General features: G+C 70.5%; 10 protein-coding genes. All 10 read right to left on the bottom strand.

Translation table 11 applies throughout. The features are described 5' to 3' along the window. Nucleotides 1-163: 163 nt before the first annotated feature. Genes B7G54_RS15980 through B7G54_RS16025 form a run of 10 tightly spaced genes read right to left on the bottom strand, consistent with a single transcriptional unit; the run spans nucleotide 164 to nucleotide 18350 of the window. Complete coding sequence (locus B7G54_RS15980) at nucleotides 164-1189, bottom strand: lipase secretion chaperone (RefSeq protein ID WP_085039924.1); 1026 nt, start codon at nucleotides 1187-1189, stop codon at nucleotides 164-166. 3 nt (nucleotides 1190-1192) lie between these two features. Further along, complete coding sequence (locus B7G54_RS15985) at nucleotides 1193-2305, bottom strand: esterase/lipase family protein (protein ID WP_085039925.1); 1113 nt, start codon at nucleotides 2303-2305, stop codon at nucleotides 1193-1195. Beyond that, complete coding sequence (locus B7G54_RS15990) at nucleotides 2298-2714, bottom strand: DUF4345 domain-containing protein (RefSeq protein WP_085039926.1); 417 nt, start codon at nucleotides 2712-2714, stop codon at nucleotides 2298-2300. Before B7G54_RS15990 ends, B7G54_RS15985 begins: the two co-directional genes overlap by 8 nt. 16 nt (nucleotides 2715-2730) lie before the next feature. Then, nucleotides 2731-4026 carry a hypothetical protein gene (locus B7G54_RS15995; RefSeq protein ID WP_425266492.1) on the bottom strand — a complete coding sequence of 432 codons (1296 nt, stop codon included), beginning with the start codon at nucleotides 4024-4026 and terminating at the stop codon, nucleotides 2731-2733. A gap of 20 nt (nucleotides 4027-4046) precedes the next feature. Continuing rightward, complete coding sequence (locus B7G54_RS16000) at nucleotides 4047-4826, bottom strand: outer membrane lipoprotein-sorting protein (RefSeq protein ID WP_085039928.1); 780 nt, start codon at nucleotides 4824-4826, stop codon at nucleotides 4047-4049. Nucleotides 4827-4878: 52 nt separating this feature from the next. Beyond that, the gene (locus B7G54_RS16005; protein WP_106408980.1) at nucleotides 4879-6285 is read right to left on the bottom strand and encodes an ABC transporter permease; all 1407 of its coding nucleotides are present in this window, start codon (nucleotides 6283-6285) and stop codon (nucleotides 4879-4881) included. Next, nucleotides 6285-7001 carry an ABC transporter ATP-binding protein gene (locus B7G54_RS16010; RefSeq protein WP_085039930.1) on the bottom strand — a complete coding sequence of 239 codons (717 nt, stop codon included), beginning with the start codon at nucleotides 6999-7001 and terminating at the stop codon, nucleotides 6285-6287. The genes B7G54_RS16005 and B7G54_RS16010 overlap by 1 nt, the downstream gene beginning before the upstream one ends. Beyond that, nucleotides 6998-8380 carry a flavin-containing monooxygenase gene (locus tag B7G54_RS16015; RefSeq protein WP_085039931.1) on the bottom strand — a complete coding sequence of 461 codons (1383 nt, stop codon included), beginning with the start codon at nucleotides 8378-8380 and terminating at the stop codon, nucleotides 6998-7000. The genes B7G54_RS16010 and B7G54_RS16015 overlap by 4 nt, the downstream gene beginning before the upstream one ends. Nucleotides 8381-8400: 20 nt before the next feature. Next, nucleotides 8401-12402, bottom strand: a complete 4002-nt coding sequence (locus B7G54_RS16020; protein ID WP_085039932.1) for a cytochrome P450 — start codon at nucleotides 12400-12402, stop codon at nucleotides 8401-8403. After that, nucleotides 12399-18350: an SDR family oxidoreductase gene (locus B7G54_RS16025; protein ID WP_085039933.1), complete on the bottom strand. Its 5952-nt coding sequence runs from the start codon at nucleotides 18348-18350 to the stop codon at nucleotides 12399-12401. Before B7G54_RS16025 ends, B7G54_RS16020 begins: the two co-directional genes overlap by 4 nt. Nucleotides 18351-18417 lie beyond the last annotated feature (67 nt).

The raw sequence follows: 18417 nt of genomic DNA on the forward strand, positions 1-18417 counted from the left end.
AAATTCCGAATAGCGGCCAACGCGACGGAATGTAGTTAATCCTGAAAATAAAAATCATTCCTCCATCGAAATAATGCGGACTGAGTGACATATCCCACACTTCTCCAATGGCGAACGTGAGCTATCCATGACGACGCCTGCCCGGGATGCCGGCGCCGGGCGGCTATCGTGCGTGCTGGCGAGCGGTGATGGCCGCACTGTCCGCGTCCAGCGACGCAGCACGCAATGCGTCCGCCGGATCCGGAAAGTCTCGTCGCAGCAATTGCGCGAGCTGTGCATCGCGCGCATCCGGCGCAAGCTGCTGTGCGGCGAGCCGATCACGTTCGGCCGCATGGTCGCGATAGCGCGCCTGCCATGTATCGTCGTCCTGCCGCAGCCGCACGACGCGCGCGGCGATGTCGGCGCCGAGCTGCGCATGCAGCGCATCGGGCGTCGCGCGCTGCGCGTCGAGCCGTGCAACCGTCACGAGGGCCTCGCGTTGCCGCGCGAGCCGCTCGTGTGCGTCGCGCATGTCCGGCGGCAGCGATTGGTCGAGCGCCGCCAGGCGTGCGCGCTTCTGCGCGTCGCTCAATGCCGGATCGCGCGCAATCCGGATCCGGTCGAGATCGTCATGCTGCTGCCGGAACGCGTCGGCGAAGAACGGTGTGCTCCAGCCGCCGAGCCAGCGGCTCGCGAGTGCCGCCCGGCGCTCGAGCTCGCCCGCGATCGCGTCCGGATCGATACGCGTGCCGGGTTGCACGGCGCCCGGCTGCGCATCGAACGCGGCAACGCACGCACGATAGCGCGGCCACAGGTCGAGCGCTTCGCGCTGCGCCGGATCGCCGATCGGCTGCGCCGCAACCTCCCGCGCGACCAGCGCGTCGAGCGCGGCCGGCGTCAGGTCGTGCTGCGCGAGCAGGAAGTAATCGAAGAATTCCCGCACCGCACGCAGTTTCGCGAGACGCCCGTCCGGCCCGAGCGGCAGGCGCGGCGCGCGCGAACCCGCCAGCGATGCGGGAGGTGCGGCATCGGACGCGGCAGGCACGGGCCGCAGCACCGCCGCGTCGGGCACCGCGACGCGCACGGCAGGCAGCGCAACGGCTTGCGTCGACGCCGCCGGCCGGTCGAGCGCATGCCACACCGCCGCGGCCGCGAGCATGCCGACGGCGCCATGGAGCGCGGCGCGAGACAGCACCGTCCGGACCGTCATCGTTCAAACGCCCTGCAGCTTCAGCCGGTTCGCATGCACGCGCAGCGCGGCGACCGGATCTTCCGCATACGCGCCGCGGATGCCGAGCAACTGATTGATCGCGTCGAAGTGATTCCAGCGGTAGCGCGTCGAGATCACCGTGCCGAACATCGAACTGCAGGTTGACGTGAAGCCGTCGTTCGGCCCCGCGCTGGCCAGCGCCATCACGTTGCCGGCCGTCAGGAACACGAGCGTCGACGGATCCAGCAGGTTCGCCGGGTCGATCACCGGAATCACGCTGGTATCGGCGGCGCCCGTCACGATGCCGAGCAGCGACACCGGCTGGTATGCGGCACCGCTCCACGAATACAGCAGATGCACGTTGCCGCCGATGGTCTCGGCCGGCGCGCCGGTGCGGCACGCGCCCGCACCGAGACCCGGACTCGGGAACAGCTGGTTGAACTGCGCGGTCCGGGTCGTGCCGAGCGCGTCGAGCGCGGCGATCGCGTCCTGGTTCGTGTTGTGCGTGTCGCTGGTCAGGATGCCGAACAGGTTCAGCAGCGCTCCGAACACCGGTGTCGAGATGCCCGTCGGGTCGAGCTTCAGCGCGGCGAGCACGAAGTCGGCGAACTGCGAGCCGCGGTGCGGTGTCGCGATCGTCGTGACCGACGCGACGAGCGCGGGCGCGACCGACGCCACGTAGCGCGACGTCAGCCCGCCCTGGCTGTGCCCGATCAGGTTCACCTTGGCCGCGCCCGTGACCGCCAGCACCTGCTTCACATAGGCGAGCAGCTGCTCGCCGCGTCCATTCGGGCCGAGGTCGCTCTGAAACCCCGACAGGTCGGCGACGTAGACCGTCGCGCCATGCCGCTGAAGGTCCATCTGCATCCCGTACCAGTAAGGCACCACGCCGAAATAGTCGTCGGTGCCGGTCAGGCCGTGCACGAGAACGATCGGATAGCGGGTTGCCGCGTAGTCGTCGAGCGCGGCGCCGGCCGCCGTCTGCGCACGGGCCGCAGGCGCGGCCAGGCCGACGCAGGCGAGCAGCGCGGCACCGGCCAGGAACCGCGCGTACGCGCGCAAAAGGCGTCGCACCGGCGTGGCGCGTCGTGCGATATCGATGTCGATGTCATGCATGCGCGTTCCCCAACGTTGCGTGAGCGGCCACGCGCCGCTGCCACGCGATGAACAACGGCGCGCCGACGACTTCGAGCACCGTGAAGCCGACGAACGGCGGCCACGGCAGCCCGAGCGCCGCGAGCGAAATCAGCCGCCCGATGCCGCCGAGGAAGATCATCGTCCACAGCGTCGCGAACAGCCGCCCCTGACGCTCGATCGCCGGGATCACCGAGAACGCCGCGAGCCCGAGCCCGAACCAGACGCCCGCGTAGAAGCGCAGGTTGCCGTCGAGCGTCGCGTCGGCCGGCAGCGCGATGCCGAGCGACGCGTACAGCGGATCGTGGATGCCCATCATGCCGAGCACCCCGGTGATCGACGGGACCAGCGCAAGCACGGCGGTCGCCGCCTGAAGCGCGCGTTTGCTCATTCGAACTCTCCTTGCATCATCGATAAAAAATGCCCAGCACCTGCACGCTGCCCGATTCCGGCATCGCACCGAAGCGGCTCCACGCCGGCCCGCCCTGATGCAGCCATTGCAGCGCGATGTCGAACCGGTCGAAGCGCCGCCGCAGCTCGAGCCAGTATTGCCGGCCGCCGCCAAGATCGGCCTGCACGAAACCCGACAGGTCGAGACGGCGCACGCCGATATTGCGCCATGCGGCCATCAGGAACACGCCGTGGCGGGTTTGCAATTCCTGCGCGGCGATCGACGTCTGCACCGCGCGGCCCCATGCGGCCGGGGTCGCGCGCTGCAGCGAACGCCATTGCGCGGCGTCCGCGCCGCCGCCGTTGCTCTGGAATTCGGCGCTCAGCGACAGGTCGATCGGCAGCGTCCAGGTCGCGCCCACCGACGAACTCGTGCGGAATGCGCTGTCGCCGGCCGCGCCGGTCGCGCGCGCGATCAGCGAGCGCCGGTAGCCGCCCGCCCATTCGACATAGGCGACCACCGAGTTGCCGAGCAGCACGCTCAGATTCTGGCCGAACTGCGGCGCCTGCCCGCTTTCGCCGTAGACGATCCATTGCGGCTGGATCGCCGCGCCCAGCCGCTGGCTCGCGACGAGCATCCAGCGATCGACGCCATTGGTGCGCCGCAGGTCGGACGATGCGGCCGGATCGCCCGGCAGGCTGCGGCGCGCGAGCCGCGGCGAAAGCAGCGCCGCGAGCGAGCCCGTGTCCCACACCTGCTGCGCGCGCAGCGCGACCGTACCAAGCCGGTTCGTGTGGCGACTGTCCGGATCGGGCGGCACGTCGAGGCTCACCGCGCCCGCGCGAAAGAAATCGGTCGGGTTGTAGCCGATCGCCGCGCCGAGCCGCTCGTTTACGCGCCCCGCGTCGACGACGAAGGTCGGCGCCACGCGCCAGCTTGCATACGCCTCCTTCACCAGCGTCACGTCGCGCGACGACGTGCGCGATGTCCCGAGCGGATCGAAGCGGTCGAAGCGCATCGAGAAGTGCGCGGCGAACGTCGGCGTCAGCCACTGCCCGTACTCGAATTCGACCGACAGCTGGTTGCGCCCGGCGTCCGCGCCGTCGCGATAGCGGCTCGCGCGCACCGCGTCCTGCACGTCGAGCTTCCACGGCTTCGCGGTATCGACTGGCACCGCGGCAGGCCGATCGGCGAGATCGAGCGCCGCGGCATCGGCCGCGTCCACCCCGCCCGCGCCGCTCGCCGCCTCCGCGCCGGCGGCCGCCGCCGCACGCGCGAGCGCCGGCAGCAGCATGCACGCGAGCGCGGCGATCCGGCATCGACGTCGCACCGTCATTGCGCCTGGAAGCGGGACAGGTAGTCGCGCTGCAGCCATGCATCGGGAATGTCGCGCCAGGCGTAATCGGAGAACCGCATGACCGTGACCCAGTTGCTGTCGAGGCCGTCGATGATGACGGTCTCGGTCGGCCGCTCGACGCCGAGCTGCATCGTGTAGCGCCGGTAGAACGCGGTCTTCAGCAGCCGGTCGCTTTCCGAATAGAAGCGCGCCTTCAGCGGCCGGTTGCTGGCCGCGTCGATCCAGAGCTCGATGCGGCGGTACGTGAGCCCGTCGCCGTGGCCGGTGAGCGCGAGCCGGTACGCGCGGCGCGTCTGCCGGTCGCCGTCGGCGATGTCCTCGACGCCCTTCAGCTCGGCCGTGTAGTCGTGCGCGAGATTGACCGTCACGACGTCGCCGTTCGCGGCCTGCCCGAGCAGCCGCTGATCCGGCGAGATCCGCACGCTCGCCTGGTTCGCGGGATCGTAGAACCACAGGTCGTTGCCGTTCTTCAGCATCAGCTTGCCCGTGTCGCGCGCCGGCGCGGCGAAGCGCACCAGCGTGCGGAACGCGCCGCCGGGCGCGTCGGGCTTGGAATAGATCGACAGCGTATTGCCGTCCACCTGCTTGCCCGACCGGTACTCGATCAGCGTCGCGGTCAGCACGAACGATTTCTCCGGCGTGCGGATCGCGTCGCTCGCCGCGAGCACCTTCTGCGGATCGGGCGCCGGCTGCGCATGCGCAGCGCCGGCCAGGAACGAAAGACTCAGACAACATGAAACGAACAGGCGACGCACGTGTGCTCCCTCGGAAGTGAAATGAACGAAAAAAAGCCGCATCCGTACGGCGTCACACATGCCGCAGCGCATCGACGATCGACAGCCGCGCCGCGTGCCGCGACGGCAGCCACGCGGACAGCCCGGCCACGCAGGCAAGCCCCGCGAACGTGACGGCGATGGTTCGCCACTCGCCCCACACGCGCACCGTGAGCGCGACCGCGTCGATGCGCGCGGGCGGCGTCCAGGCCAGCCCGCTGTGATTGACGCCCGCGGCGATCGCCAGCGCGACCAGCACGCCGAGCGAGGCGCCGGCCACGCCGAGCAGTGCGCCCTCGCAGACGAACAGCGCCTGAATGCCGCCGCGCCGCATGCCCATCGCGCGCAGTGTGCCGATCTCGACCGTGCGTTCGATGATCGCGGTGCTCATCGTGTTGCTGATCACGAACAGCACGATCGCGCTGATCAGCACGAACACGAAGCCGAAGATCACCGAGAACATCCGGTTGGTCTGGTCGTAGAACGGGTTCAGCGTCGCGAAATCGACGACGTCGAGCGGTTGGCCGTCGAAGCCGCCGCGCAGCAACTGCTCGATGCGCGCGCGGGCCGCCGGCAGATCGGCGGTGCGCGCGAGCTGGATCTCGATCGCGGTCGCGCGCGGCGCAGCGCCGCCGTACACGAGCCGCTGCGCCTGCGGCAGGCGCACCGCGAGATACACGTCGTCGAGTTCCTTCACGCCCTGCTGCTCGCCCTTCACGACCGAGAAGCGGCCGACGTTCGGCGCGCCGCCCGCGCTCGCGGTCAGTACTTCGATATGGGTCGCGCCGTCGCCGGCCGGCTGCGTGCCGGCCTCGCCCTCCGCGAGCGCGAGCACGTCGGCCGGCGCAGTCGCGTCCGGGCCGGCGGCGACGGGCGCGGCCGGCCCCGGCGGCGCATCGCGGCAATCCGGCACGTGCAGCGGCCCGCACAGATGCAGCACGCGCGCGACGCCGAGACCGACCACCGCCGCATCGTCGGCGCTGCCGCGCAGCGCGAACGCGCGCGGGCGCAGCGGAAAACCGTATGCGTTCCACTGCTGCATCCGGTACTGGTCGTCGGGAATCGCGCCGAATCCCATCACGGTGCGCGACACGCCGGCCGCGAAATTGCCCGCGATGCCGCCGAACTGCAGCGTCGGCGTGACGACCTGCAGCAGCGGCGCGAGCTGCGGGTCGCGCCGCAGCGTGTCGATCAGCGCCGGATAGTTGCGGATCCCGTACGCGGCCGGATCGCCGGTGCCGTACAGGAAGTAGCCCTGCCGCTGGATCTGCAAGTGGCCGCTGCGCTGCACAAAGTCGGTTTGCAGCCCGAGCGTGATGTCGCGGCTGAAGCCGCCGAACAGCAGGATCGCACTGACGCCGACGATCATCGCGAGCAGCGTGGTCAGCGAGCGCCGGCGGTTACGCTGCAGGTTGCGCAGCGCGAGCATCAGTGTATGGATCATCGGCACACCTCCTGAGCCGCCGTGCCGTCGCCGGCCCGTTCCCGGCCGACGATGCGGCCGTCGAGAATCCGGATCACCTCGTCGGCGACGCTCACCACCTGCGGATCATGCGACGACACGATGAACGACACGTCGCGCTCGCGCTGGATCGTGCGCATCAGCGCGATGATCGCGCGGCCGGTCGCGCTGTCGAGGTTCGCGGTGGGTTCGTCCGCCAGCACCATCGCGGGCTCGGCCGCGAGCGCCCGCGCGATCGCGACCCGCTGGCGCTGGCCGCCCGACAGCTGGCTCGGCCGGTGCCGCGCCTTGTCGGCCAGCCCGACCGCGTCGAGCAGGTCGCGCACCCGCGCCGCGCGCCGCGCCGGCGCCCAGCCCGCCATCAGCAGCGGATACTCGACGTTCTCGTACGCGGACAGCACCGGCAGCAGGTTGAAGGTCTGGAACACGTAGCCGACATGGCGCGCGCGAAAATCGGACAGCGCATCGTCGGACAGCGACGCGGTATCGTGGCCCGCGATCGTCACGCGTCCGCTGTCGGGGCGATCGATGCAGCCGATCATGTTCAGCAGCGTCGTCTTGCCGCTGCCGGACGGGCCGCTCAACACGGTGAAGCGCCCTGCCTCGAGCGTCGCCGACACGTCGGCGAGCCCGGTCACGCGCACGCTGTCGAGCAGGTAGGTCTTCGACAGGTGTTCGACGCTCACGAGGCTCATGACGCACCTCCCGCACGCACGGGAGCCGCCGGCGCGGCGCGTGCATCCGTGCTTGCCGCGCCCGGCACGGCCGGCAGACCGCGTATCAGCCGCCGCAACTGCAGCCGGTACGCGAAATGCTCGACCTCGATCACGTGCCGCGGCGTGCGATGGAACGCGATGCCGCCGCTCCAGTCCGACCTTCCGCGCCGGATCAGCCGGTCGATATGCGCGGCCTTGCGCGGCGCCGCGTCGCGGGCATGCAGATAGCGCGCGAGCAGTTGTGCCTGATAGTCCATCAGCGGCCAGTTGCCGGTCGACGTCTGGAACAGCCCGACGAAGAACAGGTCGCGATGCTGCGCGTCGAACATGTTGAGGTACAGCGACGGCTGCTGCTTGCGCCATTGCAGATGCGCCTGGTCGATGAACGGAAAGCTCGGTCGATAGCCGGTCGCGTAGACGATCACGTCGACCGGCTCCTCGCGGCCGTCGGCGAACACGACGCGATCCCCCTTCAGTTCGCGCACGTCGGGCCGCGCATCGAGATCGCCGTGGCCGAGGTGGTAGAACAGCGTCGAGTTGATGATGAAATGCGATTCGAACAGCTTGTGGTCCGGCTTGCGCAGCCCGTAGTCCTCCGGCTGCCCGGCCGTCGTCAGCCGCAGCAGCCGCTCGCCGAAGAAGCGGCGCGCCCACAGCGGCATGCGCAGCCGCAGCGGCCATTCGGCCCACTGGTCGGCCGGCATCCCGAACAGGAATTTCGGCCAGTAGTAGTAGCCGCGCCGCGTGCTGTGGAACACCGCGCGCGCATGGTGGGACGCTTCGACCGCGATGTCGCAGCCCGAATTGCCTGCGCCGACCACGAGCACGCGCCGGTCGCGAAAGATCTCTGGCGTCCGGTATTGCGACGAATGCAGCTGCAGCCCGTCGAAGCGGCCCGGATACTCCGGCAGTTGCGGATGCGACAGATGCCCGTTGCAGACGATCACGCCGCGATAGGTGCGCACTTCGCCGCGATCCAGCTCGACGCGCCACCCCGAGCCGCCGTCGACCGGCGCGATCTCGAGCACCGAGCGGCCGAACTCGATCCGGTCGTATACGCCGAAGCGCCGCGCGTACGCACGCAGGTACGCGAGCGCCTGGTCGCCGCGCGCATACGTCGGGTAGTCGTCGGGAATCGGAAAGTCGGTGTACGCCGAAAACCGCTTCGAGCTGATCATGTGAATCGAGCGATACACCGCGCCGCTCGGCACGCCGTAGTACCAGTTGCCGCCGACGTCGTCCTCGCGCTCGATCACGTCGAAGCCGATCCCGGCCGCGAGCAGGTTCTTCGCAGCGGTGATCCCCGCCGCGCCCGCGCCGATGATGCAGTACCGCGCGCCGTCGTTGCGCTCCGTCATGGTGGATCTCCCCTTTCCGTTTAAAGAACCGGCGCGGCCGCGGCCTGCGTGCCGGTCGCGCCGGCCAGCCGCGCGTCGCGCAGATCGCCGATCGATGCGCAGTCTCGATCGGCGATCGCGAAGCGGCCATCCGGATAGCGCAGCAGCAATTCGGCATCGGCGGCGCACGCGGCGCCGAATGCGATGCTGCCGATGCGCCACGTGCGCGGCGGCTCGTCGTCTACGGGCCACGCACCGAGCAGCACGCGCAACACGTTCTCCAGATGATTGACCGGCAGCCACAACTGCGGGCACGGCGCCGCGCCGCGCGCGTCGCCCTCGCCCGGCGCGCGCCACAACGCATCGGCGTCGGCGGCCCTGACCTGCGCGATGCCGCCATGCCATTCGGCGTCGGGCAGCAGGTCGCCGCGCCAGATCGCGCACGCAGCCGGCCGGACCGCATCGTCCTGTCCGTCGTGCGGCAGCGGCACCGTCGCACCCGCGGGCGGATGACTCCGGTACACGAACGTCGCATCGAGCAGCACGCGGCCGGCGAGCGACGCGCAACGCACCGTCACGCGCCAGCCGTCGCCGGCCGTGCGGCCGGTCACGTCGGTGTCGAGCGCGAGATCGCCGTGGACGTCGAGCGCGTCGGCGAGCGCGTCGAGTGCGATCGTCACGTCGACCGCTTCATGCAGGTAGGCGCGCTCGCCATCGGGCGGCGCAACCCAGTCGGCCACGACGCGCGCATGCTCGAGCAGAAGCGACGCGGGCGCCGCTGCGCGACCGCCGAAGCGGAATGCGCGCGTATAGGGCGCGCCGGCCGCGCGATAGCGCGTCGAGAAAAACGCGAACGGCCGGAATCGCCGCGGCTCGCCCGCGTGGTGCCGGCGTGTCGCGAGTTCGCCGAGATTCGGCAAGCCGTCGACCGCATCGAAGCCGCGGAGCTGGATCGGCGTCAGCGCACGGCCGACGGCGCCCATGTACATCGGTTCGCCGCCGCCGGGCGCCGTGGGCGGCGCGAGTTCCGCAAGCCAGTGCCGGACGCCGTCGGCGATGCGCATCGGCGTCACATAGCGCCGCGTGACGGCGAGGTTCGTGATCATGCCGACGCCGTCCCACGTCGGCCACACGAGCGTCTTCACGGCTCGCCCGGGCGCGTCGCGGCGCGCCCACCAGCCGAGCCGAGCGAGTGCCTCGTTCGCGGCCGCGTAGTCGGTCTCGCCTGTCATGCCGCCCCAACGGCCGGTCAGCGAGCCGACGTTGACGAAGCAGTCGACGCGCGGCCGCTCGCGCACCGCCGCGTACAGATTCATGAAGCCGAGCACCTTCACGCGCGCGGTGCCGACGAATTCGTCAGCGGACTTGCGCGGCAATCGCACCGGCTGGTCGATGCCGGCGTTGTGGATCACGCCGCGCAGCCGCGCGCCGAATGCGTCGCACAGCGCGCGCACGGCGTTCGCATCGGTCACGTCGCATACCCGGTAGCGCACCGGCAGGCCGAGCGCAGCCGCGGCGTCGAGCGACGCCTTCAGCTCGCGGCGCCGTTCGAGTTGCTGCAGCGTGTGCCGGATCGCCTTGGGCGGCCGTTCCGGCGTCGCTTGGCGCAGCAGGTCCAGGCCGTAGCGCCTGAAGCCCGCGTCGTCCAGCACGAGCCAGGGCTCGTCGCCGGCCGGCGGCGCGTCGCGGCCGGTGACGATCACCGTGCAGTGATGCCGCTTCGCGATCTCGCAGGCGGCCAGGAACCCGATGCCGCGTGCGCCGCCCGAGAACAGCACGACGTCGTCGGGCCCCCAGTCGGGCGCTGCTTGCGCCGGCAGGTCGGCGCGGGCCGCGACGAGCGTGTGGCGGCGCCCGCTGCGATGGCCGACCTCGAAGCGCCCCCAGCGATACAGCTCGCGTGCGATCAACCCGTCGACGCGGCCGGTTTCGTCCGGCGCGATGTCGAGCACGCGCACGTTGCAGTTCGGCAATTCCTGCGGCAGCGTCTTTGCGAGCCCCGCCCACAATCCGCCGAGCGGCTGCACGAGCGCATCGTCGCCATATCCCATCAGCCCGTCCTGCCAGGTGAGCGCGAGATAGAACAGCCGCGACGTCGCCTCCTCCTGCACCCAGTCGCCGTAGCACGCCTGCAGCAACGCGACCGTGCGGCGCAGCGGCGCTTCCCACTGATCGCGCGCGTCGAGCGAAAACGGCGCTTCGACGCCGAGATCGACGATCCCGTCGAACGGGCCCGACTGTGCAACGAATGCGTTCGCGGCCGCCGCCGGATCGACGCCGTCGGCCGCGGCGAACACCGCCGGCTTCGCGCAGGCGCGCGCGAGCGCCGCCACCACGCGCTCGACCGTGCGGCCGAGGCCGTTGACGATCGCGATCCGCTTGCCGCTCAGTTCGGCCGCCGGCCGTTCGGGCAGAGGTTCGATCTCGACCGGCCGCCACATGAAGCGGTGGGTCGGTGCGTCGTCCACGTCGGTGTCGCGCCGTGCTTCGGATGCCGTCGCGTCGCGTTGCAGAAACGCCAGCACGTCGGGCGCGAGCGTCGGCCCGGCAGCAGGCCCGGGCGCGGCCGGCGCCGCCACGCTTGCCGCCCGCTCGCCGCCGGCCGCCGCTGCCGGCGCGCCCGTGAACGGACACGCCGCGCCGCGCGAAGCCGGCACGGGCGCGTCACGCCCCGCATGCGCGGCGCTCACGCGCTCGCGCGATCTCGGCCGGGCGACCAGTTGAATCCCGTCACGCGGGCGCAGCGAAATCGTCGCGCCCGTATCGAGCGAACGACCGGGCACCGCGCTCAGGTCGACGTGTTGTGCGACCACCGCGACCAGCACGCGGATCTGCAGCAGCGCGGTCTGATAGCCGATGCACTTGCGCATCCCGCCGCCGAACGGGAAATACGCGTACTTGTGCCGTATCGGCGCGTGCGATCCGAAGTTTTCCGGATCGAATGCGTCCGGGTTGGCCCACAGCGCCGGATGACGATGCGTGACGTACGGCGACATGAATACCGACGAGCCGGCCGGCACGTGATAGCCGCCGATCTCGTCGTCGTCGACCAGGTCGCGCGTGAAGCCCCAGATCGGCGGATAGAGCCGCAGGATCTCGTCGACGGTCTGTACCAGATACGGCAGGCGCTCGATGTCGTCGGCAGCAGGCGCGCGACCGCCGAGCACCGCATCGAGCTCCTCGCGCAGCCGGCGCAGCACGTCCGGATGCTGCGCGAGCGCATAGAGCCCCCACGCCATCCCGCTGCCGGTCGTTTCGTGGCCGGCGAGGAACACCGTCATCACCTCGTCGTGCACTTCGCGCTCGGTCAGCGGCGCGCCCGTGTCGGGGTCGCGCGCGGCAAGCAGCAGCGCGATCACGTCGCTCGTTTCGCAGCGTCCCGCCCGATGCTCCGCGACGATCGCATCGACGATCGTGTCGATCCCGCGGCGCGCGCGTGCGATCCGGCGGTTGAACGGCGTCGGCATCCAGCGCGGCACGAAATCGTTCATGTTGCCCTGCGGCATCATCGCCTCGATGCCGAAGCGCACGGCCGGCCCGACCTCGTCCGCGTGCCGCGAGATGTCCGCGTTGAACAGCATCAGCCCGAGCATGCGCAGGCTCGTGCGCATCATCTCCTCGACAACGTCGAACGGCACATGCGCGGGCTGCTTCAGCCAGCGCTCGACGAGCGCAAGCGCCGCGTCGCCGACGGCGGCCGTATGCGATTCCACCTGCTTGCGGTGAAAGAGCGGCTGCACGACGCGCCGGTGACGCCGCCAGAACTCGCCGTCCGTCGTCAGCAGTCCGTCGCCGAAGAACATCTTGAAGTTGTCGTAGAAGCGGCCGCGCACGTAGTTGCGGTGATTGTCCTGCAGCACGTGCTGGACGCCGTCCGGATGCGCGAGCGCATGCGTGAGGAACGGGCCCAGCCGGTTGCGGGCGATGTCGCCGTACTGCTGCTGCAGCTTCAGCAGCATCGTGACGGGATTGCGCTTGTAGTCCGCGAGGTTGCCCATCACGACGCTGCCGCGCGGGCCGGGTGCGAGACGCTTCGTGCTCATGCCGACACCTGTTCGGAAGCCGCGTGCGCGGCAAGCCGCGCATCGATCTCGCCGCGCGTGGCGAACGCGCCGGTCACGCGGTGCACGTAGCCGGTCACGATGCCGGTCACGTCGCGCATCTGCATCAGGATACGGCCGTCCGGGCGCACCGCGACGAACCTGTTGCCGCTGCTCGCCGGCCCTTCGAGCGCGAAATCGCGTGGCGTCACGCGCAGCGCGATCGACGCGTGGCGGCCCGCCAGCTCGCAGTCGTTGCCGGCTTCGTACAGGTCGATGCGGCCGATCGACATCGGCGCCGCGAGCGGTATGTAGTCGCCGGCGACATGATCGAGCGCCGCCACACGCGCGAGCCCGTCGAGCAGGATGCTCGGCACCACGAAGCGCGAGAACACCGGATCGCCGTCCGGCACGTTCAACCGGAAACGCGCCTGCTTGCCCGTGTCGCTCATGCCGGTGTCGGTCGTCGACACGAACATGCCGGTCAGCCGCACGGGCGCCGCGTCGAAGTGATACGGATCGGCGACGGGCGTGAACGCGCCGCCCGACGGTTCGCTCCACGCCGGCGCCGGCGCGTAGGCGCCGGCCAAGCGCACGGTGATCTCGAAGTGCGGCTTGTCGCGCACGAGCACCTGGCCGCCCGGCGCCAGTACGTCGCCGGCAATCCGCACGTGCACGAGCACGGCATCGCCGTCGTGCGACGCGATCCGCGCGTGAATGCGCTTAACGCTCGGCCGCTGCGCGTCGTAGACGCGCAGGAAGTGCAGGAACTTCGCGTCCGCGAACCCCACGACCTTGAGCCCGGGCACGAGCCGCAGCGCAGCCTCCGCGGCCACTTCGGGCACGAACGTGCCCGGCAGCGTCGGAAAGCCGTTGACGACGTGATGCTGCAGGTATGCGTCGCGCTCGAGATCGAACACGCGCTCGAAGGTCACGCTGTCGTCGGTGCGCGCCAGTTCGCCGCCGAGATAGAAATCCGGATCGCGCGATGTGGCGACGGCCGGCGCCGCTTCATCGAGATCGAAGTAGCCGGGCAGATGCGTTTCGATCGCACGCCGCTCGGCATCGCCCAGATGCACGGACATCGCCGCGCGCTCGCCGAGACCGAGCTCGCGCATGAAGTGATGCTGCCCTTCCGCGGTGCGCATGCTCGTGAACAGGCCGCTCTTCTCGAGAAACGCGCGCGTGACCGGATTCGAGCCGAGCCCCACCGAGCGCCACAGTGTCCAGCCGATCGTGAATTCGTCGTGGCCGAGCGCCGCACGGTGATACGACGCCTGCGTGTTCAGGAAGTCGTTGCCCGACGCGTAGTCGGTTTCGCCCGCCTGGCCCGTCAGGCCGATGAACGACCCGAAGTTGCACCACAGGCGCGGCTGCCGTGCGCCGAATGCGTTGCGCAGGTTCCAGTAGCCGCGCACCTTGATGTCGCGCACCGCGACGAAATCGTCGAGCGACTTCACGAGGACCGACGCGGAACGGTTCAGCCCGGCCGCGTTGACCAGCAGGTCGACGCGCGACTCGCGCGCGAGAATCGTGTCGATGGCCGTGCGCACGCTGCCGGGATCCAGCACGTCGGCGCGCAGGTACGTCACGCGATGCGCGCCGCTGAACGCGCGCATCGCCTCGATGTTCATGCATGCCGTGCGTGCGTCGGCGCGCCGCTCGAACGCGCGAATGATTGCCGGCAGCGGCCGCTCCGGATGCAGTGCCTTTTGCTGGCGGATGTAATCGGGGCGGCTCTTCGCGAACGCCTCGTCGTCCATCGTGAGCAGGTCCGCATCGACGTCGTCGAGCGCGCTGCTGCCGATCAGGTACAGCGTCGGCCGCACATATGCGGCCAGCGTCTTCATCAACTCGCCGGTGATCCCGCGCGCGCCGCCAACCGCGACGACGACCGCGTCCGGGCCGAGCGACAGGCGCTCGTCCGCGCGCAGTTCGCCCACGTCCTCGACCACGCGCGGCGTGCGGCGGCGTCCACCGCCCAGCGCGACGACCGGCAGCCAGTGGCCTGCGCCGCTTTCGCGCTCGGCTTCGCGCAGCGCATCGGGCAGCGCGCGCGCGTCGGTCAGCACCGCCACCGGACGCGCTTTCGGCATCTCGATCGCCAGCGCTTTCACGAGGCCGGTGAACAGCCCTGCATCCGGATGCGGAACCTCGCCCGCGAGCGCGTCGAGCAGCAGCGCGACGAACGTGCCGTCACGCTCGAGCGCGGCATGGCAACGCTTGATCGCGAGGAATGCGAGATCGTGCAGCGCGAGCCGCGCGGGCGTGGCCGGCGCCGCGGCGCCCGGCGCGAGCGCGCCCGCATCGAGCGACGTCAGCACGCGCACGTGGCCGATGTCGTCGGGCAGCCCGTCGAGCACGGCTTCGTCGATTCGCTCGATCCAGTGCCAGCCCGGCCGGCTCCCCGCGAACGGACGCGTCGACAGCACCAAGCAGCCGGGGCCCGGATCGGCCTGCGCGGCGAGCGCTTCCGGCATGTCGGTGACGATCACGCAATGCGGCGCGATGAACGGCGTCGACCGGCCCGCCGGCCGCCACGGCGCATCGCGCCATTCGATCCGGTATCGCGCGACGCCGAGCGGTTCGCCGTCGGCCGCGACGCCGGTCCGGCGCAGCGCACCGGGCAGCAACGTGCCGGGCGCAACGGGCGCGGCCGTTGGCGTCGGCGGCACTGGCACGGCCGAGGATTGCGGCTCGCGCGGCGCGGCCGCTTGCGCGGTAGCCGGTTCGCACGCGACGTGCAGTGCGTAGCGCAGCCGGTCGCCACCGCTGTCGCGTGCCAGCGTCGTGCCGGATGTCCGCGCAACGAGCGCGCGCAGCACGTCGATCGCCGAATCGGCGCCCGCATACGTGACCGCCCGCCCCATCGCGTCGCACGGCGCGGCCGGCTGGCTCGCGGCCCGCGCGTCGCCGTTGCCGACGACCGCGAGCACCTGCAGCCCTTCGGCCTGCGCGCGCCGCACGGTCGTCACCGCGAACAGCACGATGCCCTCCGCGAGCGGCAGCCCGAATGCCGGGCTCACCTCCTCCGCGACGTTGCCGTTGATCCCGCCGACGATCGCCATGTCGAGCTCGCCGCTGCACAGGAACCGCTCGGCCGCCTCGAACGCGGCCAGCGTCGACGCGTGACCCGCATCGACCGTCATGTTCATCCCGTGCAGATCGTGGTAGTTCGCGACGCGTGCCGGGATCACGTTCGGCATCATGCCGGGGAACGAGTTTTCGGTAGTCGGCGCGACGAGCTGCTGCGTCGTCTCGCGCAGGCCGTTCAGCAGACGTTCGGTCGCCGCGCGCTCGTCCGGCCGCGTCGCGTCGAGCACGGCCGTCGCGATATCGTCGAGATAGCAGCGGCTCGCATAGAGCGCCGCGTTGCGCGTGGGGCCCATATGTCCCATCACGAGCCCGATCGTGTCCGCGTGCTCGCGCCAGAACGTGCCGAGGCGTTCGCGCAGATCGTGCGCGGCGTCGAGCGCCATCAGCTGGCAGCGGTCGAGCGCGCGCAACACGGCCGGCGGCATCTTCACCCGCGCGAAGCTCGGCAGCGGATAGCCGATCCCGAAGCTCGCATCGGGCGCACGGCCTTCGCCGCGCAGCCAGGCTTCGACCTGCGCGTCGCCGTCGAGGCCGGGAAACTTCGCCGACCACCCGACGATCGCGAGCGGTTCGCGCTTGAAGCGGCCACTCGCGGCGTCGGCGGGCAGATCGGCGCGGTACTCCGACACGATCAGGTGGCCGTTCGTGCCGCCGAAGCCGAACCCGGACACCGCCGCGACGCGCGGCGAATCGCGCCGAACCGGCCACGCCACGGGCGCCACCGGGATCCGCAGGTTCGTGCCGCCGAGGTCGAATTCCGGCGGCGGTTCGCTGAAGCGATGCTGGGGCGGAATCACCTGATGACGCAAACCGAGCAGCACCTGGATCACCGATACGACGCCGGCCGCCCAGCCCGTATGCCCCACCAGCGACTTGTTGGAGGTCACCTGTACCGGGCGATCGCGCCGGATCGCGTCGCGCAGGCTCTGGAATTCGGCGAGATCGCCGGCCGGCGTGCCGGTGGCATGCGCCACGACCCAGTCGACGTCGGCGGGCATCGTCGCGGTGCGCGCATACGCGCGGTCGATCGCGATGCGCTGGCCGGCCGAATTCGGCGCATAGATCGCCTTGCCCTTCCCGTCCGACGATGAGCCGAACGACTTCAGCACGCCGAGAATGCGGTCGCCGTCCGCGCGCGCCCGCGTCAGGCGCTTCAGGATCACGACGCCCGCGCCATCCGCGAACAGCACGCCGTCGCAGTTGCGATCGAGCGGCCGCACCTCGCCGCTGCGCGACAGCCCGTGCAGTTTCGAAAACAGGATCGAGCCGCGCGGTGCGAGCGCGAACGCGCCGCCGCACGCAACCACGTCGTGCTTGCCGAGCAGCAGCGCCTTGATCCCGAGATCGATCGAATACAGTGACGACGAACACGCGGTGTCGACCATCATGTACTCCGCATCTTCCGGCAGCACGCCTTTCATCGCGTTCAGGCCAACACGGTGCGGAAAGAACGACGCAAGATCGCCCGCGCCGCGCGCATAGCGCGCGCTCAGCACCGCATCGATCGCGGCCACGCGGCGCGCGCGCTCGGCCGCGTCGACGCCCGCGTCGGCCAGCACTGCGTTCAGGCGCTCGCGCGCGGCGGCCAGCACCATTCCTTCCTCGAGATGCTGGCTGCCGTCCGCCGTGTAGCCGACCAGAAACGCGACGCGGTCGGCCTCGCACAGCGTCACGCCGTCGAGCGCCTGGCACAGTGCGTGGCGCAACCACAGCGTCGTGAGTTCGCGCGGCGCGGTGCCGGCGTCGAGCTCGGCGCGCACCGTCGAGCACGGTTCGAACTGTTCGATGAAGACCGAGCGCGACTGGTAGCTCTTGTCTTCCGCCGACGTATCCGGCGAATAGAACGACCGGTAATCCCAACGATCCCGCGGCACGTTGCCGAACAGCTCGGGGCCGTCCAGCAACGCGCGCCAGAATGCGTCCGGATCGCTCGCGCCGGGCAATGCGAGACCCATGCCGACCACGGCGACGTCGTCGCTGTCCGGTGCGTCTTCGGCAGGCGCGGCCGTACGGGCGGCCGGTTGCGCGACGGCAGCGGCAGCGCCCGCATCCTGCCCGGCGCTCGCCCATTCCGCTCGCGGCGACAACCCTTCGCTGCACAGCGACAACCCGCCATCCGCGACGACCACCTGCCCGGTAATCCAGCGCGCGGCATCCGACGCGAGAAACACGACGAGATCGGCAAGATCCTCCGCGCGCGCGAGCCGCTTCAGCGGCGTCGCCGCGATGCTCGAGCGCTTCGTGTTCTCCGGGTCCGGAAACTGCGCGGCGACGTCGCCGTCGATCAGCGTCGACGATGCGCCGTTCACCCGGATCTCGCGACCCGCGTACTCGACCGCGAGATAGCGCGTCAGCGATTCGAGCGCCGCCTTCGCGGTGCCGACGACGAGATAGTTCGCGGGCACGAGCGTCGCGCCCACCGACGACACGTTGACGATCGCGCCGCCGCCCGAGCGCGCCATCAGCGCCGCGGCGCGGCGTGCGCACCAGAATGCGCCTTTCAGGTTGGTGTCGAGCGCGCGATCGAAATGCTCTGCGCCGATCTCGTCGACGCCGAGCAGCGCGCCGGACGCCGCATTGTTGACGAGCACGTCGAGGCGGCCGTAGCGCCGTTCGATCTCGTCGAACATCCGGTCGACCTGCGTCTGCTGCGCGACCGACGCACGGATCACGTCGACGGTCGCGCCGAGCGCGCGCAGTTCCTCGGCCGTCTCCTTCGACGCGTCGAGCGAATGGAAGAAATTCAGGATCACGTGCGCGCCCTGCTCGGCGAAACGCCTGCAGATCGCCTTTCCCACGTTTTTCGCACCGCCCGTCACGAGAACGAGCTTGCCGCGCATGCTGGTATTCGACATGGATCGCCTGCCTATCGAGAACTTGTCATTACGGGCAGGGCCCCCCTGCCAACCGATGTTTCGGCCC

This window comes from Burkholderia puraquae (assembly GCF_002099195.1).
Taxonomy (GTDB): Bacteria; Pseudomonadota; Gammaproteobacteria; order Burkholderiales; family Burkholderiaceae; genus Burkholderia; species Burkholderia puraquae.